This window comes from Paludibacterium sp. B53371 (assembly GCF_018802765.1).
In the GTDB taxonomy this organism is placed as follows: Bacteria; Pseudomonadota; Gammaproteobacteria; order Burkholderiales; family Chromobacteriaceae; genus Paludibacterium.
Map to the genome: position 1 here is coordinate 2,818,204 of NZ_CP069163.1, position 21,605 is coordinate 2,839,808.

A 21,605-nucleotide genomic window follows, 5' to 3' on the forward strand; every position below is an offset into this window, starting at 1 on the left:
TTGCCGAAGAACTGCAGGCGAGCGCATCAGGGATTGCAGAAGTCGCAAGTGGCAGGATCCGCCGCACCGGACGCAGCCGGCTCTAGCTGCTCATGGCGACAACGCAGGCAGACCCAGCGGCAGGCAAGCGGCTGACGTGTCGGGCAGCCACAAGCCTCGCAGGGCAGACCCGGCACCGTATCGACCCTGTTCCAGCCGGGGGCATAACAGGCCGGGCAATGTGCGCGCAAACGGGCCAGCAAGGCCTGCCCGGCCTCGACAATCACGCCCTGCCGGGTGGGATTGCAGTGCGCCCGCAAATCACTCTCCATGAACACCTGGCCGTTGGCGGAAGCCTGCTGCAGCCGCTCGAAAGCCTGACGCAAGGCCCCCTCGTCCGCCAGCCCCTTGTACAGCAGGGGATGATCCGGTCCCTCCGGACGCAACACCAGGCGATGGGCAGGAAATCCGGCAGCCCGGGCCGCCGCCAGCAAGGCCGGCCAGTCAGGCACCCGCACATGATGATGCCGGGCAGGCCCCTGCGCCCACGCCACCAGTTCCAGCCCCAGACGATCGTCCAACATCACCAGCACTTCGACGTTCCACGGCAGCCCCATCCCGAAAGGATCCGGCCCAAAACTGCCCTCGCTCCCCAGACCGAGAGGCAGCCCGGTCAGCGACATACCGAGCCTGGCCTTGGTTCGGGCAGCCTGCAACTGCGAGCCTGCCCGGGCATGCTCGCGGGTAAAACTGCCCAGCTGGTCGGTATCGAAGCCGGTCTCCGGCTGCACGGCGAGCCCGGCCTGGCTCAGCAGCGGCGCCAGCAGACGCGCCTTGTCATGCAAACTCAACAACGCGACGGTCTGACCGGCATACAGCGGATCAGGCGCCATCACCGGCCACCACCTGCCAGCCATCGCGGCGCCAGAGCGCCACGGCCCCGGACTGCGGATCGATCTGCAGCAGGAACAGCCACTGATTCTGCACCAGTTGCCGTACCAGATCCTGCGCGGCCAGCACCTGATCCAGCATGGCGACCGGCGCCTCCACCAACACCGACAAGCGCAAGGGTTCATGCACCCAGTCGCGGCCATCATGCAGCGACTGCAGCGGCAAACCGATGCGCAAGTCGCCGGCATTCCCCTCAAACACCCCGAGATGCCCGCCCACCACGTTGTGCAGCAACTTGTTGCCGCTGCCGAAACGCTCGTTGTCGACGGTCGAGGCGTAGTACTGCAGATTGATCCAGTGCGCCACCACCACCGGCGCTGTCATGATCTGCGTCAGCAAGCACCCGTCGGGATCCTGCCGCCAGTCGTAGTCGTGCAGGAAGACCCGGCCATCCAGCGGCCGCCCCTGCGTGCGCCGACGCGGAGCGGCGACAAACGCTGCGTTGCCGGCCAGCCCCCACTCCGGACGGGTCTGCGCCCAATCACAGGCCCTGACCTGCAAGGCCGCCAGCAAGCCCGCACCCTGCCCGCTCTGCGGCACCAGATCCAGCCGCCCGGCGCGTTCGGCACGCGCCCCCTCGCTGGCACGCTGCAACACGGGCAGCAGCCGATTCACCGCCGCCTGCTGCGCCGCCGGCAGCCCAGCGGTGTCGAACAACTGCAGGACATCCGTGCTGGTCTGGTGCAGCGCAGCCAGGAACAGCGTCTCGCCCAGCGGCCAGCCGCGCTGCGCCAGGCCGGCCCGTACCGACGGACGGTTGAGCAACTCAGCCAGCGCCCTGGCATTGACCTCGCCACTCTGGCCGCAACAGGCTCCGCAATCCAGCGCGGCCGCCATCGGGTTGTTGGCGCTCTGGCTGGCATGACCGACCAACAACACCAGCGGCGCCAGCGCCCCCTGCAAGCCCATGCCCGTCAACACCCGCTCGGCCAGATCCAGCGCGGCATCTCCCTCGATCTGTACCCGCGGGCGCAGGCGCGCGGCCTCGGCACCACGCAAGCCAGCGACTGCGGCGGTCAGCGCGCGTCCCGGCAGACTGCGACGCAGCAACTTGCCCACATAGCCCAGACCGAGCGCCTCGACCTGCAGGAAAGACGAAGCCGGCATGCGGGCAAACGGCTGCGCCGCCTGACGGCGCAGCAGCCGTCTCTGTCTCAGGGTGGTCAGACGCTGATCCAGCGCCGACTGTCCACTACTCTCGACCGCCGTCATCGTCGGACTCAGCAGACCGGGCAACTGCGGCTGACGCAGCGCCATCCCCAGCGGTTCAAACGCAATCGGCAAGCCGAAAAAGCCGGCAAAGCCACGCGTCTCGATGCGGCTGTCCTGTTGCTCCAGATGGCGCCGCAACACCTCGGAACGCACATCAATGCAAAACACCATCTGCACCGACGGCGAGGTTGCCGCCGCTGGCCGTACCCCGGCCAGCTGTCGCGCCAGCGGCAGCTGATAGGCCAGCTCACGGGCACGCAGCCACAAGGCCGCCGCCTGATCGACCCGGGGCGAAGGCCGTTGCTGCCAGGCCTGCAGCCAGTCATGCCAGACGCTGCCTGCCTCACGCCGGCCATCATCCAGCAGACATTCCCAGGCCAGCCGGATGGCCAGCAACTCACGCAACTGACCCGCCTGCGGTCGCTCGGGCCAGTCACGCCAGGCACAATGCGCTGCCCAGCCATTGACCGACAACAGCAGGGCCTGCAGATAGTCTGCCCACAACGGCTCGGGCAGCCCCAGCACGGAGAGGGCATGGCACAGCAGCGCCTCAGCCTGATCGGGCAAGCCACGCGCCCGCGCCGCCAGCCAGGGCGCGTTCAGCAACAGACTGACGGCATGATCATGCTGCACACCATGCAACCAGGCCTGATACAGGCTGCCCTCATGCGGCGCATGCCAATCCGCCTGACCATCGTCAAACCAGGCGGCACAAAACTGGCTGATCTGCTGCGTCAGCACCGTACTCCAGGCCGGGGCATGCCCCAGATCTCTCCGCGCATCCAGGACATGCACCAGCAAGGGCCAGCGCTGCGCGGGTGGCTCAGGCTGATCCAGCCACGCGATCAGCCGGGCACGCGACCAGCTGTGGTCGCCCTCCTGCAAGGCCAGGTCCAGATGCCCGGGCTGAATACGGCCCTGGCGCCAGTCTTCGGCAAAACGCTGACGGGATGGAAACAGCGAACGCCCCATCAGCCGCGTCAGTCGTGCCCCCTGCTCGGCAAACGGCAGGTCGATGGCGCCCCAGTGCGGATTGACCGCAATCAGCTGATCCAGAGGCCAGGCCGGGGCAATGCCGCCACAGGCACGCTCCACCGCGGCACACAAGGTCGTCTGCTGGCTGACGGCAGCGTCGCTACGGGCATTCATGGGCGTTCTCCTGCAGACAGCGGCCGCGCCAGCGGCCAGAGACGAAAAGTCAGGCGGGTAAACCACTCATCCAGATAGAAACCACCATATGCACGGGGATAGAGCCACTGCGCCAGACGTCCGGCCGGATGACAAGCCAGCCAGCTCTGCAGGCCATACAGCAGCGTCAGCCAGGCCACGGCCCACCAGGCCGCCCCTTCGGGGGCAAGACCATGAGGCAGCCACTGGCCAAATACCGCATGCCAGAGCAGATACAGCGCCAGCAGGCCAGCCACGCGCAAGCCCCCCCAGAGCGCCAGTGACGGCGAAGCCACCTGCCACAGGCAGGGTGCCAGCCCCAGGGACAGCATCCCGCAAAGGGGAGCAGGCAACCCTGTCGGCAGCAGCATGACAAACAGCAGCAGCGGCACCACACACAGCCAGGGCCAGCCAGGCAGGGACAGCGCCGGCCACCCCTGGCGCTGACGATAATGCTGCAGCACCTCGCCGGCCGACAGGAAGGCATGCGCTTTATAAAGTGAATGCGCCAGCAGATGCAGCAGAGCCAGCGAATACCAGCCCAGACCACACTCCAGCAACATGAAACCCATCTGGGCGCAGGTCGACCAGGCCAGCCGCAGTTTGATACTCACCCGGGTCATCATCACCAGGCCGGCCACCGAAGCCGTCAGACTGCCCACCAGCACCAGCAGCCATTGCGCCAGCGGGACGACCTCCAGCAAGGGCGCCAGCCGGATTAGCACCACGCCCCCCAGATTGACCACTCCGGCATGCAGCAGCGCCGACACCGGCGTCGGCGCCTCCATCACCTGCAGCAGCCAGCCATGCACCGGCAATTGCGCCGTCTTCAGGCACACGGCAAACACCAGCAGGATGGCGGCAAGCTGCAGCCCCGGCGTCCCTCCCTGGCGCGCCAGCTCGCTGCTCAGCGCCGCCAGCGAACCGCTGCCGACCTGTTGATAGATCAGGGTCAGTGCCAGCCACAGACAAACATCGGCCAGCCGGCTGGCAATGAACTTCTTGTGCGCAGCCACCTGCGCCGCCTCACGCCGCGGATAAAAAAGCAACAGACGGTGCAAGGTCAGGCTGGTGGCGGTCCAGGCCAGCGCCAGCCACAGCAGATGATCGGTCTGCACCACCGTGGCCGCGCCGGCCAGGGTCCACAGCATGGCCAGCAAATAGCGGCGCTGTCCGGGCTCGCCACGCAAATAGCGCCGTGAATAGCGCACGATCACCCAGCCCAGCAAAGCGATCAGCAGGCTGACGGCGACCATCACCCCCTGAGCAGCCAGCCAGGCCGGCCAGGCGCCCGCCAGCACAAAAAACAAGGCCAGCAGACTGATGGCCTCGGCCCATGACCACGCCTGGTCATCGCGCCGAAACACTGGCAGCAGCGCCCCGGCCAGCAGATAGCTCAGTGGCAACAGCGCGAGCAGAGAAAGGGAATTCGGCATGAGCGCCTCCTGAAAACAAGCATGGCGCATACTTTGCCTTGCCCTTTACCTCTCGTAAAATAGAATAAAATTTACATTCCGTTCTATTTTAAAGAACCATGCACAGACTGAACTTCCACCACCTGCATTACTTCTGGGCCGTGGCACGCGAAGGCCACCTGACACGCGCAGCAGAGCGCCTGCATGTGTCGCAATCGGCGCTGTCCTCACAAATCCGTCAGCTGGAAGCGCAGCTCGGCCAGCCATTGTTCGAGCGTGAGGGCCGCAGTCTCAGCCTGACCGAGACCGGTCGCATGGTATTGAGTTACGCCGAGAGCATTTTTTCTCTGGGCAAGGAAATGATGGCGGCGCTGGACAACCACCGAGCCGCCGGGATCCGGCGGCTGCGTGTCGGCAGTGACGCCACCCTGTCGCGCAATTTTCAGGAGAACTTCCTGCGTCCGCTGCTGGCCACGAGCGACACGCAATTGTTGTTGAGGTCCGGTCAGCTGGAAACCCTGCTGCCCCTGCTCAAGGCCCACGAGCTGGACGTGATCCTGTCCAACCGGCCAGTCAGCAGCGATGCGCGCCAACCCTGGCGCTGCCGCCCGCTCTCGCGCCAGAGTGTCTGTCTGGTCGGCCCGCCGCGCCGGGACGACCAGCCCTTCCGGCTACCGCAGAGCCTGCAGGATTGCGCCATGATCCTGCCCGGTCCGGACAGCGAACTGCGCGGACGCTTCAGCACGCTGTGTGAACAATGGGGGGTGACGCCGAAGATCCGTGCCGAAGTCGACGACATGGCGATGCTGCGCCTGCTGGCGCGCGATGCCGGCTGCGTGGCGCTGGTGCCGGCTGTGGTGGTACAGGATGAATTGCAACAGGGGCAGCTGGTGCAGTACTGCACCCTGCCCCAGGTCGAAGAGACGTTTTACGCCATTACTGTCGAACGGCAGTTCCAGCCGCCGGGACTCGCGGCGCTGCTGGCGGCATGGAAGACTTAAAGGATCGCATTGATTCCCTTCGACATTTCGTCAATTAAGATAGGACCTACAGACAACATCGGGTACAGGACAAGAAGATACGCACGTCACACTGACAGCAACCAAAACCATCGGCGTCAGGCACGTGTCGTTGTCGAAGGCACGGGCGTCGTCGAATTTTTTATTTTTGTCCTGCACCAGACGCGCCAGGATCACGGCAAGGCTGAGTGCTGGCTCTGACTTTTCTGGCCAAGATGATCAAAAAACACATTCTTTCCTCCATGCTTTCCACCTGTTTGCTCCTCGGCGCGTCCACAGGCGCTCAGGCGGCCCCCGTCAGTCTCCCGCAGGGCGCTGACAACGCCATGCCGGGTTATTCCGCCACCATCAATATTCCGGAAAACTGGCAATGGGGAGGGAATGCGCTGATCGTTCGCATCTATCAACCCTGGGGAGATGGCAGCGAAACGGGGTGGCAAAAAGACATGACCCCACCCACCGTCACGCTGGACGACGGCAGCACGGTTGATCTGCTCTATCTCAGCGGCTTTGGTGGTCTCGATTATCTGGGGGGATCCAATTTGCTGGGCTATGACCAATATGCGCAATACTATGCCGCGTTTGTTCCGGCTTATGCGAACCAGGTGACCATACATGGCACCTTCCAGCAGTACGCCTTCATGAACGTTTCGCTCGACAATCTCTCCTCCGGCGAGCAAATCCAGATCTACGATCAGGATATGGCCACCAGCAAGGCGAATCCTTTCCGACAGCTGAACCCGTCGGTGTTCGCCTACCAGGAACCATTCAGCACTCAAGCAAACAAGGCGGCGCAACACAAAGCGGCACCCCAGCCCTCTGCCATCCCGCCGTTGCGGTCTGCGCAGTTGCTTCGTCCTGCCACGCTGAGCAGCAATGATGATGGTGCCATTGCGTTTTACCGCCCTGATCAGCAGACATCGCAAAATGGCAATAACCATCTGGACGGCATTGCCGCAGATGGCTGCAGCGCCAACTACCTGACTGCCTACAAACAGCCCAATCAGGAAATGATGATCATGCGCATTAAGGTCCCCAAGACTTTCATCAGCGCTGACAAACCAGATCTGGTCTTCAAGTCCTATCAGGCCCGTTACTTCAGCGTCAGTGCCAACACCACGCAAAGCAACCCGACCATGCCCTACTGGACGGTCAACGGCCGCATGCTCGACAGCCAGAAAGACCAGGATGGCTATGCCTACGTCTTCTTTGGTCCAAACAGCGACTCGCGAGCCAAGAGTTTGCAATACAGCGACGATCCCAACACACCGCCGGTCATTACCTGGGGGAAATACAGGGGCTATTATCTGGGCAACCCGGATTACGCTGTGATCTTGCGGTACAAGCTGGCGGATGAGAACTGGCAAGGCTCCCCGATTCATGCGGCTTGTTATGCCTCACCGGCCGTACAGCAGCCGGTGACTGCCGCGGAACTGGGGGATTATTTGCCGGAGATGTATGGTGACAGCATGGATAACTTCAATGCAGGCCATATCGGCGCTGTTTCCCAGAATCAGGACTGGCCGTCTCATTGACCATCCGGTAGTGATCAAAAAAACCGCATGCTGCTGGCGTGCGGTTTTTTTATGGAGAACGGAAAGCCATTTCGTCAGACCGGCTGACTGGCGCGATGGAGGCGGTCGTGCACGGCCGCCCAGGCGGGCGTGTCGGGCGGGGTTTGAATCAGCAAACGGCTGATGCCCTCAAGGTGATCGAGCTGGTAAAGCGCATCGTACAGCGCACGCGCATAGGCTTTGGGATCGTCCCCCAGATCCAGCGCCGGACCGGCGCTGGCCTGGGCACCACCGCACCACAGCCAGGCACAGCCAGCATCCGCCAGCGCTTCGGCCGGCACCTCACTAAAGCGCCAGGCCGGCGTATGCGGGGCATAGTGACGGTGATGCTGGCCGGGCACGCGCAGCCCGCCTTTGGCACCGACCTCCAGCTTGCAGCCCAGCACCGCTTCCAGCTCGGCCGCAGACAACATGCCGTGGCGCAGCAGACGCGGCGGCTCGCCGGGCAGCAGGCCGACAATGGTCGACTCCAGTCCGACCTTGCAGGCGCCGCCATCCAGAATCAGCAAATCCTCGCCGGCAAACTGGCGCGCCACATGCGCCGCCGAGGTCGGACTGATCGACATATAGCGATTGGCTGACGGTGCCACCAGCCCGCCGCCAAAACGATGCAGCAGTTCGCGTGCCTGCGGGTGGGCCGGCACACGCAGCGCCACACTGCCCTGACCGGCGGTAATCACCCGCGACACATGGTCGGCCGCCGGCAACACCAGCGTCAGCGGCCCGGGCCAGAAGGTTTTCATCAGCTTTTCTGCGGCGGGCGGGACATCCTTGACCCAGTTGACCGACTGCGCGGCTTCCGCCAGATGCACGATCAGCGGATTGCTGGCCGGACGACGCTTGAGCCGGAACACCTTCTGCACCGCGTCCAGATTGCAGGCATCGGCCGCCAGTCCATAAACGGTTTCAGTGGGAATGGCAACCAGTTGGCCCACGCGCAAGCGTGCACAGGCCTGATCGATATCGGTGGTAACAGTGGGGTTCACGGCAGCAGCAATCGAGACAGAGAACCGCCATTATCCATGCTGCGGCTGCAGCATGCAAAAAACGGTCCGGGGCAGTGCCCCGGAACCGTCTCATTCCTGCTGTCAGACCCTGCAAGGGTGCTACGCCGTTTCCGGCCGGATCATCTCAGACCAGCGCGGCTGACCGCCATCAGTCAGCGTCAGCATGCGCAGCGCACCATCGGCACACGTCAGCCACAAAGCCGTGCCGCGGGACTGCACTGCGCGCACACCACGCAGCGGCAGGCAGCTCAACGCCCCACCTGGTACGCCCGCCTGCAAGGCCTCACTCAACCACAGCTGGCCGCTGGAGGCTGACCAGCACAACAGGCGCGCACCGGCCGGCGTGTGCCAGACATGAACCGGCACCTGGTCTGCAATCCCGGCCTCCAGCACCTGCCAGCACCCCTGCGCCGGCAGGCAGACCAGGCGACGCGCGGTGCTCGTCTCCATTAACAACCAGGGTGCCAGCACCGTCTCGATCACCTGTGGCGAGGTCAGCTGTACGCCACGTCCTGGTGCGGCACCGGTCAGCAGCGACTGCCAGGGCGCCAGCAGATTTTCGCCCGCCACCGGGGACCGCCAGCCGGCCAGCCAGGCATGCAGCGGGCGCTCTTCCAGCCCCTGCACACTGTGCAACACCATTTGCCCGTCTTGCAGCACATAACGCAAGCCGAGCGCAGGCCGCCCTTCGCCTTCGATGCGCTGGCTCACCAGACAATGCGCCCCGGCGGCTACCACCGACTCGATCAGGCTCTGCTCGCCGCCAAAACACAGCGGGATGCGGCCGTCAAACCGGTCGCTGTCACGCGCACTGCGCCAGAACGCCAGTTGCAGCGGATTAAAGTAATAGGCATGTTCGGCAGTCACGCCGACACAACGCAGACCGATCGCCAGACGACCAACATCGTCAATGCCATTGGACAGCAGGCGCCCCTGCCGACTGTCGTACCATTGCTCCCTGCAGTATGACTGTTGCTCGGACCATTGCCGGCGCCAGACTGCGCGAGCTGCGGCGGATGCCGAAGCGGGCAGCGGCGCCGGCAGTTGCCCGTGAATCAGCCGCACCAGCGGGGCGACGCGCCTCTGGCGCTGCCACTGCTGCCACTGCTCGCGTGCCGGCACAGGCGATCCGCTGCGCAAATCCAGCGCCTGCAGGCGCACCACCCCGCTCAACAGATCGATCTGCCAGCGACCGATACTGCCCGCCACCTGCAAACTGCCGCGCAAACCATGCATTCCCACCGTCAATACGCCACCCTGATCATCGTGCAGCAACAATTGACCATCTTGCAGCTGCACGCTCTCCGGCGTGGCCAGCCGGGCATCCGGCAGCGACAACTCGAAATGTGAAGGCTGCGCCTCGCTCAGCTGCAGACGGACACCGGCATGCAGCCCCATCAGCCGGTAGCTGCCCCCCTGCCCCTGCAGGCGATACGCCATCTCGCCACTGCCCCGGCTGAACCACAACGTCTGCGCCCCGCGTGCCAGGATCACCGACAGGGACAGCGCCTGACGGCGCAGCGTCAGCGCCCCGGCCGAGTAAATACCGCGGGCAAAGGCAAACACCCCGGCCTGCTCCAGCAACGTCACCACTTGCTGCTCGCGCTCGCTCAGACTGACCCGGCCGGCGGTGTACTGATAATCCAGCCACAAAGCCGGTGTCGACGGCAGTACCCACTCGGCATCGCTGTCCGGCAAGGCCAGCTGGCGCGGCACGCCGAACGCTTCGCGCAAGGCGAAATGCTGGCCATGACGCCGGCTGGGGCGACTCAGCGCATCGTCATAACCGCTCTTGACCATCTGCTGGCTGCCGAAGGTCAGCTGACCGTTGAGAAAGTCGAGCTGTTCGATCACCACATAAGGGTCGGCCACCATGGCGCCACTTTCCTCATCACGCAGAAAACCACCACGCCGATAGCCATCGCGCGCCTTGCTCAGGTAGTCCAGCAAGCCATGGCTCTGCTGCTGATGCGCGGCGATCTGCCCCGCCAGCGCGGAAAAGCCGAAACCGGCCGCCGCCAGCGGCAGTGCCAGCAGGCCAAAGGGACCCGCCAGCGCCGCTTCAGGCAACAGGCGCGTCAGCACACCGCTGCCCAGCTGCAGCAACAGCGCCGCCGAAGAAAAGCCGAACTGTGTTCCCGCTGCCGCACGGCTGACCGGGTCCGGCGCATGAAAGAAGCGCCAGCCATCCCAGACCACCGACCCGGCCATGAACAGCATGTTACCGGTCTCGAAAGCCCTGGCGAGCAAGGCCAGCGAAGACAGCGCGGCACTCTCCGGCGCTGCCAGCTCAAGCACCAGACGGCCGAACTGCACGCCGTCACCGGCCACGGCGGTCCCCATGGCGGCCAGATTCCAGTAAGCGGACAGGCGCGCCTCGGTCGACAACGCGCGTCCGGACAGCCAGGACATCAGCGCCATGATCAGGAAGGCCGAGTTCATGCTGTTGAGCCCGCCGGCCTCCCCCTCCACAGCGGGCTTCAACCGCAACGGCGACCCTGCCGGGCCAACCTCGACCTGTGACGCCAGCTGCCGCCAGAGATCTCGCAACGATGCCTGGGCCCGCGCCAGTGCTGCCCCTTCGGCCAACATCACCTGGCGCACCTCGCCACGCTGACGATGTACCAGACTCAGGCGATACCCCCCGTCAGCCAGACGTTGCAGACTGTCCGGCACCGCCAGCCATTCCCTGCGCGACAAGCCCTGCGCCTCGTAGACCGCGCTCAGGATGCGTTCCTGCGTGCCCAGCCAGTCCTCGACCTGCACCTGTGCCGCCCGGGCCTCCGCCTGCTGCTGCCACAGATCGAAGGGGCCCACCACCCCGTGGCCCCCATCGTTCACCACCGTGGTCGCTCGGGGATAGGGTGACGGCACATGACGCGCTACCTGCAGGCTGCCGTCAGGCTGGGGGGTCAACTGCCATTTGCCGACATGGCCGCCATGCTGCAACTGATTGCCCACCCGGTAGACATGGCGACCGGGCTGAATGGTGCCCTGCAGCGGGCCGCCACGCCGCACCAGATAAACCTGTTGCTCAGAGCCGCTCAGGCGCGACAAGGACAACTCGGGATGAGCCTGACGCAAGGCGTGATAGAGCAAGGCACCGGTTTCGGGCTCACTCTGGCAGGCCAACAGTGCCAGATGCCCGATGGCCCGCACCTCGGACAGCATCCCCGCCAGTTGCGCCGGCAAATCCGGCTGGCGCATGGCACTGACCAGCCCCAGATCACCCTCGCCATGCCCCAGCACCGTCAGCTTGGCGAAGCGACCACGCAGGGGCTCGGCCAGACGCACCCAGCCATCACGCCCGCTGCCCTCGCCGACCGGGCGCATCACCCACTGACGCCAGACGCCATCCTGCTCGCTCAAGGCATAAAACTCGGTCTCCGGATGTTTGTGCCGCAAGCTGTACACCGCCTGATGAAACAAGGTGCCCCCGGCACGCTGCAACACCTCCTGCGGCACCACCAGCAGCACGGCGCGCCGGCTGACCGCCTCGCCCGGCAGAGCCACGGCATAGGGCGGCTGATAACGCGCCAGCCCGGGCACACCGGCCTCAGGGACCGGCACACGGACAAACTGCTCGCCCTCCAGCCGCGCCAGATAGCGCAGGCCGCCGCCACGCTGCCAGGACTCGCCACCCGGCATGTCGCTCTGCCACACCTGGCCGAACACATCGACCACCAGCTCACTGCCATAACTCTTGACCGTCGCCCCGTCGACACCTTCGGCACGCAGCGCGCGCAGCAGGTTTTCCACATAGTCCGGCCCGCGGCCAGGTGCCAGCGGCAGACTGGCATTGGCCACCAGCTTGATGCGGGCAATCTGCCCGCCAGGCGGGAGCAGCTGGGCGATCAGCCGCGCCAGCGCCGCCGCCGGCAGATCGCCCAGCTCGCGCTGATCGGCGCTCAGTTGCCCGACCAGCACCAGACGGCTGTTGTCATCCCACTGACTGGCATCCAGTTGCTGAACCAGACGGTTGTCCAGCCGCAGCGCCCCATCCCCCTGGCGCACGATATGCCGCGAGTTCGGGTGACGGTTGTTCAGATAGCGGGCGGCGGTCTGCGTGAGTTCACGCTGGTCGAGCGACAACACCAACTGCCGGGCATACTTCGACGCCTCGCTCAGCGACAGACGCGCCGGCAAGGGGGCGCCGCGCCAGGACGACTCGATATCCGCCGGGGTATCCGACGCCAGCCACGCCGGCGCGGCATACAGCGGCAAAGCATCCTCCGCCGTGAGTTGCTGCCAGTCGCGCCAGGCCATCCAGGGCATGGCATCGGCCTCACGGACAGCAGAACCCTCCTCCTCATCGCTGATCTCGCTGGCGGCACTGTCCCCCGAGGTGTCACTCTGCGCACTGTCGTCGCTGTCATCTTGCGGCTCATCCGGTGCCAGCGCCTGCAAGATGGCGCGTGCAAAGGCATTCGGTCCGGTCAGATAGCCGGTTACCCCCGAATCCACCTCCATGCCATCCAGCCGGTACAGACCGTGGGCACGCTCACGATAGTCGGCATCTTCGGGCAGGGCTTGCGGGAGGTCCGGATACCACAGCAACTGTCGTTCAGACAGCTCGCGATAGCGTTGCTGCACCAGTTGCCAATAGTGGGCAAAGGCGGGAGCCCCGGCACGAGCATGCATGACATCAATGTCGAAGCCGATGGTCAGGCGCGGACGACGCTGCATCGCCAGCCCCACGGCGCCAACCGTCGCCCGCGGGATCGGCTCGAACAAGGCCGGCAACACCTGCGACAGTTCCTGCCCGATCCCTTGCAGGCGCCTGGCCGGTGCTCCCTGCACTTCCTGCAAATATCGCTGAGCCAGCTCGGCAATCTCCGGCACGAACTGCACCATCAGATTGTCGCGCAGCGCCTGATAGGCCTGATCCCCCGCCAGCGCCGCCACGCCGAACGGATCGCCCGGCCACTGCGCAAGATGATTGTGAGTCGCCTGCACCCGAATGGCGTGCAACTGGGTGGAGAACACCGCCAGATTACCGGTCAGGGTGTCTGGCGAACTATGACGTGCCACCCGTGCCAGCAATTCACGCTCCAGCGTGGGCAAGGTACGGCCGCTGAACACCTCGGCCCGCGGCCGCAGACTGACATCGGCATCCAGATAGCTGCCGCCGTACTGGTTCAGCAGCAGGGAGCGCCCCAGATCCGCCGCCGCCGGCAAATTGCCGCGCAGCCATAGCTCCTGCAGATAAATCGGGTACAACGCATGCTCCGCCGGCAACAGGCTGGCCAGATCGACGCGTTGCAGGCTGCCGGCGCCGAAACGCTCGGCAAAGATCTGCTCGACCGAGGCCCACTCCTGACGCGCCGCCGCCAGCCAGGCTTGCAACTCGGCCCGTGGCTGACCATGTACCTCGACCATGAAATCGATCACCACCTGCGACGGGTCACTGCCCGACGGCATCAGCCGCGGCAGCAGGGCCTCATAGGCCTGGTTCTGCAACTGCAGCCAGCGTTGCCGGAACAGTGCCGTGCGCTCGCTGTCAGCCGGAAGGCCATTGATACTGGCCAGCGCCAGCTTTTTCAACAACTGATTCAGGCGTGGCGCCATCAGCGCCCGCTCGTCACTGGCCAGATAGAAGCGCAGCGGCACCGCATCGGCAGCCTGCTGACGAGCCAGAAACAGACGCAGACTGGCCTTGAGCGTGGCCGGCAACGCCCCCAGCCAGAGAAAGTGCACATTGCCCGGCACCGGCTTGGCCAACTGCTGCAGCCGTGCCGTGGCCTGGCGTGCCAGACGGGCCAGCGTGGCGCTGGCACGCGGCACACTCCGCAGTGCGGCTTGCAACAGCGCCAGACGCTGGGTCTGCGCCATACGACTCAGCCCGGGCTGCAGGGCGTTGATCAGATAAAGCCGCACATCCTGCAGGCGCATCAGCCACAAGGGACGGTAATGCCCGCCGGACGGGTTCAGTACGATGCCCTCGGCTTCCAGGCCCTGACGCCATGCCGCCTCCGACATCAATTCACCGCTTTCCGCCACCTCGGCCTCATCGGTCTCATCCGCCAGTTCGATCTGGCCAAGCTGTTCGGTGCGCAGGGCCTGATGGGCGGCACGTGCCGCCGCGGCGGCAGACTGCCACAAGGCACGGGCCTGTTGCAGGGACTGCTCATAGTGCTGGCGGGCCTCGGCCAGCGCGGCACGGTCGGCCGACGGGTCCTGGCGCAAGACACGCAGCGCCTCGTGCGCCTGCTCGCACTGCAGTCGGGCTGCATCGGCCTGGTCCAGCGCCTGCTGGATCGCTGGCAGGGCCTCAACGGCCAGCGCTTCGTCCATGGCGGCAGCCTGACGCACTGCCTCCAGCGCGGCAGCCGCCTGCGGGTCAAGAGACAATGCCGACACCCCGGGCTCAAGAGGGAAATCTGTATCAATCATGAATGGCTTCGCTTTCCGGCACCGGTCCTGGCCGATGCCCATCAAAAAGAATCGAGGCGTCCCGATGGAACGCCCCGATACTCTAGGCAACCCGCCTTCACGCAACTTGCAGGAAGCGCTCACGCGTCGACGACTAACCCTCCAGCGTCACCCAATCGCAGTGTTGCTCCTGTCCGCCGGCATCCACGACCACCAACTGCTGATCACCACACACCAGCCAGACCAGCCCGCCCTGATGGTCCACCGCGACAATGCCCCGGGTCGCCAGCGGCTGCACCGCCACCAAACCATGTTCATCCAGCTGCAGCCGCCAGGCTCGCCCCTGACGCGGCGACCAGCACAGCAGGCTCACCCCGGCATCATGCGGCCAATGGTGTGCCAGCAAGACATCGTCCGCGCCGGTCTGCAGCAGATCGACCACCCGTCCCTGCATCAATTGCACGGCATGACGGAACTCGGCCCCATCCTGATGGCGCCCCTCCACCTGCAACCAGGGAGCCAGAGCGACCTCGTGCTGTGGCAGCGATGGCGACAGCTGCCGTGCGCTTGCTGCCTGCAGTCCCAGTGCCACGGCCAGCGCCGGCCAGAGTGCCTCCCCAGGCTGGTGCACCATCTGGGCCAGCATGGCCTGCCAGGCAGTCAGTGCCTTCCCCTGCAAGCCACCGAGCACCCGCAGCTGCATCGGGCCATCGGCGGTCATGCCATAGGCCAGCTGTAATGTGTCCCCCTCCAGCACGATGCGCTGGCGCACCAGCAACAGATTGCCCTGGAGGCGTACTTCTTCGACCTGGCCCTCAGCATGGTTCAGCGGCAGCACATACTGCGCCACGGCGCGGTCATCCTGACGCGAGGTGCACCAGAAGCCCTGATGCAACCCATTGAAAAAGTAGGCGTGCTGCTCAGAGGCCCCGACAAAGCGCGTACCGAACTGCAGGGCTGTTTCGTGCTCCAGTCCATGGCGCAACAGACGTCCCTGCCCGGCATCGAACACCGTCTGGTTCGACAGACGGGTCATGGCCGCCAGGCGCAGCGCCTCGTCTTGTGCCGGCAGATCCGCCACGGGCAAGGGCAGCTTGCCCTGAATCACCCGTACCAGTGGCGCACATTGCTGCTGTGCAGCCAGGCGGCTGAGGCGCAACAACCAGGGCGCATCCCCCAGACGCCGCACATCCAGCGTCATCAGCACCATGCGGCCACGCAGCGGATCGATGTCCCAACTACCGGCCGTCCCGCTGACCAGAAGCCGCCCCTGCAGCCCCGAGACCCCTACTGACAACCAGCGCCCCTGATCATCGCGCAGCCGCAACTGCCCCTGCGCCAGCTGCAGATCACCCGCGTCCATCAGACGGGCCTCCGGCAACTGCAACTGGAACAACGACGGGGCCGACAGACCGTCAGCATCGGTCAATTGCAGCGACAGACCGGCATGCAGACCTTTGAGCTGATAGCAGGCTCCATGCCCCTGCAGGCGATAGCTGACCGGCTGTGCCGTCTGGCTGAACCAGCAGGTCTGCGCCTCACGTGCCAGCAGCACCTCGATCTGCAGAGGCGAGGCCAGCAACTGCAGCTTGCTGGCGGAATAAATCCCGCCATCGAACCAGAACACCCCGGCCTGCTCCAGCCGGCTGACCAGCGCCTGCTCCTCTGCGTTCAGCGACACCTCGCCGGCCAGGTACTCATAGTGCAGCGACAACTGTGGCGTCGAAGGCAGTAACCACTCATCAGCCGTGAAACGCAGGGGCACCGTGGCCGGCAGACCCAGCGAATCGCGCAGCGGAAACTCGTGATACATGTCCAGATGCGGCGCACTGATCGGGCGCGGGCTACTGCGCAGCAGCATCTGACTGCCAAAGGTCACTTCGCCGCGCACAAAGTCCAGCCGGGTAATCACGGCATAGGGGTCGGCAGCAGCACGCAGGCCGCTCTCCTCCTGCTGGAATCCTCCCTGACGGTAGGCCTTCTGCGCTTTGAGCAGATAATCCAGCAGCTGATGGCTTCCCTGCTGATGGGCGGCAATCTGACTGGCGAATGCCGACCATCCCAGACCCAGCGCCATCACCGGCGCCGCCAGCAGACCAAAGGCCGTGGCACTGGCGGCCCCGGGCAGCGCCCAGGCCAGCAGACTGGCACCAAACTGCAGTGCCAGCGCCCCGCTGGTCATGCCCAACTGCACCGCGCGGCTCACCTGGCCGACCCAATCCTGGCTGTTGCTCAGATGCCAGGCGTCCCACACCAGCGACCCCGCCAGGAACAGCAAATTGCCGGCCTCGAAGACCCGGGACAGCAGGGCCAGCGATTGCGCCACGGCGCCATCCGGGGCCGTGGCGGCCAGCACCAGTTGCCCCAGCTGCACGCCGTCCCCGGTGGCGGCGGTGCCCATGGCGGCCAGATTCCACCAGGCAGACAACCGCGCTTCATCACTGAGTTGTCCTGCCTGCAGGCAGGACATCAGCGCCATGATCAGGAAGGCGCCATTGCTGCTGCCCGGAGTGCCGCCCTGCCAGATCTGCCCGGAAGCCGCCCCACGCCATTGCAGCCGGTGGGCATCATCACGCTGCAACTGTGGCGCCAACTGGCGCCAGAGCGTGGACAAGGCACCGTGCACAGCGGCCAGGCGCTCACCGTCAGGACACACCACCTCACGCACCACACCCTGGCGACGATCACTCACCGACAGGAGATACTGCCCGCGGCCATCACGCCGCAAGCTGTCCGGCAGCGCCAGCCACTGCGCCCGCGGCAAATCGTGCTCGCCATAGAACCGGGTCAGCAGATCTTCCTGCTCATTCAGCCAGGCTGCGACCTGACGCCGTGCCTGGACCGCCTGCCGCTGCCAGAGCAGCAAATCAAACGGCCCGATCAGTGGTGCCGCCAGCGGACGCAACTGCACCGGCTTGTCGTGCAGATTGGCCAGCAGGCTGTCGACCTGCAGACTGCCATCCTCCCTGGCGCTCACCTGCCACTTGCCGGCATGGCCGCCGTGCTGCGCCACCTCGCCGACACGATACAGACGACGCCCGGCCGACAGCGGGGTCGGATTGACATCGCCCGGCCCCATGATGAACACCTGCCGCTCCGAGCCGGTGATACGACCGATGCGCGGCCCGGGCGAGGTACTCAGTGCCCGCAGCAACAACACGCCATTCTCCGGCCGCATGGCGCAGGCCAGCACACTCAGGTGCCCGATGGTCTGCACCTCGGACAACATCGCCGACAATGCCGACAGCCGTGCCCCATCCTGCAGCAAGTCCACCAGCCCCAGATCCCCCTGGGCGTGCCCGAGCAAGGTCAGCTTGGCGAAAGCGCCGGCCAGCGGTGCCGGCAGGGGCTGCCAGCGCATGCCCCAGGGACGGTCCAGCCCCGGCGGCATGCGCTGCACCCACTGGCGCCATACGCCATGCTGCTCGGTCAGGGCATAAAATTCGGTGGTGGGGTGTTTGCGGGTCAGGCTGTCGATGGCCAGATGGAAAGCATCTCCGCCCATCCCCTGCAGCGCGGCCTCCGGCGCCAGCAGCAACACCGCCCGCCGCTGAGTCGGCACCAGCGGCAAGGGCGCAGCAAACGGTGGCAATCGCGGTGCCGGCAACGCGGCCGTGCGGCCCTGCACCGGCACACACTCGAAGCGCTCACCCTGCAAGCGCGCCAGCAAACGCAGCGACTCCGCATGGCGCACCGGCATGCCGCGCTGCCCGTCCTGCACCCAGACATGGCCAAACACATCCACGGCAATCGGCCCGGCATAGCCCTTCAGCGCGCCGATGGACACGCCGACCTGGCGCAGAGCGCGCAACAGCTGTTCGGCATAGCTCGGCCCGCTCAACAGGGTCCCGGGAGCCGGCATGGCATGACTGGCCACCAGTCGCAGTCGCTCGATATGCAGTGGCGTCTCGCTGTCAGACGGCAGCAAATCCCCCAGTAACTGCGCCAGCGTGCTCGCCGGCAACTCGCCCAGCGTGCGCTGATCGGCGCTGAGGTGTCCGACCAGCACCACCCGGGGACGACTGCCCCAGTCCTCCAGCTTCAGTTGCACGATGGCCCGCTTGCCGCTGAGCAGGGTGCCATCGGCCAGGCGCACGATCAGCATGGAGTGCGGATGGGCGTTGTTCAAATAGCGCGCCGCATTCAGCGAGGACATCCCCTTGTCGAGCAACACCACCACCTGGCGGTCATAGGGCGAGGAACCCGGCTCATCGCGCAGCGCCGACAGGCCGCTGGCGCGCCAGGAAGAGGCCAGATCCCCCGGCGTATCCATCTCCAGCCGCACCGGCGCCAGACACAGGGCCTTGCGATCCAGGAAATCCATCCTGGCCCAGAGACTGCGTGCCGGCTCTTCCTCGGGTTGAAGACTGTCGTAGACCGCACGCAAATAGGCTTGCGGCCCGGTCATGTACCCGGTCGCCGCCGACTCCTCGACCAGGCCATCCAGTCGGTATATGCCATGGGCCTTGCCGGCGAACATTGAATCAGGTGCCAGTGACTCAGGCACTTGCGGGAACCAGCGCTGACCGCTGGCCGACATCGCGCGGTAGCGCCGCTGCACCGTCTGCCAGTAGTGCGCAAACACCGCCGCGCCAGCCTGGCCATGCATCACGGAGATGTCCACCCCCAGATCGATGTTCAGCTGCACCTGCAGGGACAAACCGGCAGGACCGACGACCCCGGGACTCAGCCGCTGGAATAACTGCGGCAAGGCCTCGCCTGGCGCGATACCAAGCGCCCGCACCCGCGCAGCCGGCGCCTGCGCCACCAGCGGCAGATATTCGGCGATCAGCGCGCGCAAACCGGGCAAATGCTGGCACAGCAGACTGTCGCGCAAGGCCTCATAGGCCAGCTCACCTTGCAGCCCCCTCACCCCATAAGGATCGCCCGGCAACTCAGCCAGATAATTGCCGAGCGCCTGGATACGTGCGGCACACAGTCGGGCAGAGAACACAATGCGATTGGTCAGTCTTTGCTCGCCCGGCTGGCTGGCCAAATCGATCTCGCGCAGGATTTGCGTCTCCAGCGCCGACACGCTCTGGCCGAACGCCTCATCCACGGGTAACAGGCTGACATCGGTATCCAGATAGGTGCCGCCATAGCGGTGCAGCATGGTGGAGCGGGCCAGATCGGCAGCCGCCGGCAGATTGCCGCGCAGCCACAGCTCCTGCAGATAGGCGTCGTATACCGGATGATCCGCTGGCAGCAGCTCGCCCAGATCGACCAGGGTCAGCGCCCCGGCCCCGAAACGCTGGCGCAAGTCAGCGTCGAATTCGATCCAGCGCTGTCTGACCTCGCTCAGCCATTGCGTGAGTTCGGCCCGCGACTGCGCCTGAAACTCGACCAGAAAATCGATGGCGGCCAGATTGAAATCGCCGCCATTTTGCTGCGCCCCGGCCAGTACCGCCTGATAAGCCTGGTTCTGCATCTGCAGCACGGCCCGCTGATAGCGCAGATCCCGCGCCGCGCCCGGCGGGCTGCCGGCCACACTGGCCCGGCCAACGCGGGCAATGATCTGACGCAGCCGCGGCGCCATCAGCGCACGCGGATCATGACCAAGATAAAACTGCCATGGCAACTCGCCTGGTAAGGCATCTGCCTGCATCTGGCGCGCCAGCAACAGGCGCAGGGCAGCACGAGCCGCATTAGGCAGATCGCCGATCCACAATGCATGCACCCTGTTTGGCGCCGGTTCACCCAGGGCCGCCAGCCGGGCCATGGTCTGCAGACGCAGGCGACGCAGGGTCGGACTGAGTGCCGGATCCACCTCTGTCGCAGACAAGGCCGCCAGCAAGACCCCCAGTTGTTGCGCCTGGCTGCGTGGTGTCAGGGTCTGTTGCTGCAGGGTCTCCAGCGCCGCGCGCACGTCGCCGAAATGCACCATCTGCGGACGGGCATAGGGATCGTCACTGACCGCAACCATCAGTCCCTCCGCCTGCATCCCGCGCTCAAAATCCTCCGGCGACATGAGTTGAGGATCGCCGTGCAAGGCATCGGCCCCTTCCTGAAGCGCCACGCGCTGCGCGCCCATCCGGCGGATTTCCCCCGCCACCTGACGCGCCAGCTGCTCGGCCTGCTGGCGCATTTGCTCGGCCTGCTGGCGCTGAACCTCATACTGCCGATAGGCCGCATGCGCCTCAGTAGCCAACTGCACGGCGTGCGCCGCGGCGGACTCGGCTTCGGGACCGGGCTGTGACATGGCCATGACCTGTTGCGCCACGTTCAGCGCCAGGTTGGCCTGCTCGACCTGGCGCCGGATGACCGGATAGCGACTCAGCAGTTGCTGGCGCGCCTGGCGAACCGCCTGCATGGCACGCGCCACCTCCGGCCAGCGCTCGACCGTTTCGGCTTCGGTAATGGCGCCTTGCCACTGCGCATCGGCCAGCTCTGCGGCCAGTGCCGGCTCGACGCCATCCGGTTCGGGCGGCAGGGGAATGGGATCGGGAAGAATCATGAGTGTCTGCTTTCTCTGCGCGGATACAGCGCGTATCCGCCATGGTGGATGAACAACGGTCGGCAGGAACCGACGCGCCCATCCTGCGAGAAAGCCGACAAGCCGCCTTGCAGATTTCACTCATCCGGCTCAATGCCGGGGAAAAACAGCCGATAACAGGTCACAACCTGTCTGGGAGAGCATCATGCCTCATCCGGTTGACCGCCTGCAGCTGGCCGCCGCCCGACATCAGCGACTGGCAGGGATACTGCATCACGGCATTTACCAGTACTGCAGCGATTGTGCCGCGCGGCACAATATTGAAGCGCTCTATGTCTGCCTGGCCTGCGGACGCACGCGGTGTCAGGCCTGTGCCCGCGAGCGCGCCGGTCGCCACCCGGACCGGCTGCGCTGCGCCTGCGGTCAGCCGCTGGCCCGCGTCGCCCGCTGGGCCGCGCTGCCGGACGCTGACTAAA

At 65.6% G+C, this 21,605-nt stretch carries 9 protein-coding genes; 3 read left to right on the forward strand and 6 right to left on the reverse strand.

Going from position 1 to position 21,605, the window contains the following annotated elements:
* Window positions 1-26 precede the first annotated feature (26 nt).
* From JNO51_RS13455 to JNO51_RS13465, 3 genes are read right to left on the reverse strand one after another with little or no spacing between them, the layout of a single operon-like run.
* The gene (locus tag JNO51_RS13455; RefSeq protein WP_215778098.1) at window positions 27-872 is read right to left on the reverse strand and encodes a DUF6671 family protein; all 846 of its coding nucleotides are present in this window, start codon (window positions 870-872) and stop codon (window positions 27-29) included.
* Entirely contained in the window at window positions 862-3,291 is a 2,430-nt protein-coding gene (locus JNO51_RS13460; RefSeq protein WP_215778101.1) for a YbcC family protein, read from the reverse strand. Before JNO51_RS13460 ends, JNO51_RS13455 begins: the two co-directional genes overlap by 11 nt.
* Window positions 3,288-4,745 (reverse strand): NADH-quinone oxidoreductase subunit L, encoded by a 1,458-nt coding sequence (locus tag JNO51_RS13465; RefSeq protein WP_215778107.1) that lies wholly within the window; start codon window positions 4,743-4,745, stop codon window positions 3,288-3,290. Before JNO51_RS13465 ends, JNO51_RS13460 begins: the two co-directional genes overlap by 4 nt.
* Before the next feature lie 98 nt (window positions 4,746-4,843).
* Between JNO51_RS13465 and JNO51_RS13470 the strand changes: the two genes are divergently transcribed.
* Both JNO51_RS13470 and JNO51_RS13475 read left to right on the forward strand, forming a co-directional pair.
* Entirely contained in the window at window positions 4,844-5,725 is an 882-nt protein-coding gene (locus tag JNO51_RS13470) for a LysR family transcriptional regulator (protein ID WP_215778111.1), read from the forward strand.
* Window positions 5,726-6,069: 344 nt separating this feature from the next.
* Window positions 6,070-7,278, forward strand: coding sequence for a hypothetical protein (locus JNO51_RS13475; RefSeq protein WP_215778114.1), 1,209 nt, complete (start codon window positions 6,070-6,072; stop codon window positions 7,276-7,278).
* 74 nt (window positions 7,279-7,352) lie between these two features.
* Here JNO51_RS13475 and JNO51_RS13480 read toward each other — a convergent pair whose 3' ends face one another.
* The 3 genes from JNO51_RS13480 to JNO51_RS13490 all read right to left on the reverse strand — a co-directional run bounded on the left by JNO51_RS13480 (window position 7,353) and on the right by JNO51_RS13490 (window position 21,150).
* On the reverse strand, window positions 7,353-8,303 hold the full coding sequence (locus tag JNO51_RS13480) for an L-threonylcarbamoyladenylate synthase (RefSeq protein WP_215778117.1): 951 nt from the start codon (window positions 8,301-8,303) through the stop codon (window positions 7,353-7,355).
* A 120-nt stretch (window positions 8,304-8,423) separates the two neighbouring features.
* Window positions 8,424-14,717 (reverse strand): TcdA/TcdB pore-forming domain-containing protein, encoded by a 6,294-nt coding sequence (locus JNO51_RS13485; protein WP_215778120.1) that lies wholly within the window; start codon window positions 14,715-14,717, stop codon window positions 8,424-8,426.
* A 133-nt stretch (window positions 14,718-14,850) separates the two neighbouring features.
* Window positions 14,851-21,150 carry a TcdA/TcdB pore-forming domain-containing protein gene (locus JNO51_RS13490; RefSeq protein WP_215778125.1) on the reverse strand — a complete coding sequence of 2,100 codons (6,300 nt, stop codon included), beginning with the start codon at window positions 21,148-21,150 and terminating at the stop codon, window positions 14,851-14,853.
* Between the two features lie 184 nt (window positions 21,151-21,334).
* On the opposite strand from JNO51_RS13490, the gene JNO51_RS13495 reads away from it, so the two are divergent.
* Window positions 21,335-21,604, forward strand: a complete 270-nt coding sequence (locus JNO51_RS13495; RefSeq protein ID WP_215778128.1) for a hypothetical protein — start codon at window positions 21,335-21,337, stop codon at window positions 21,602-21,604.
* Window position 21,605 lies beyond the last annotated feature (1 nt).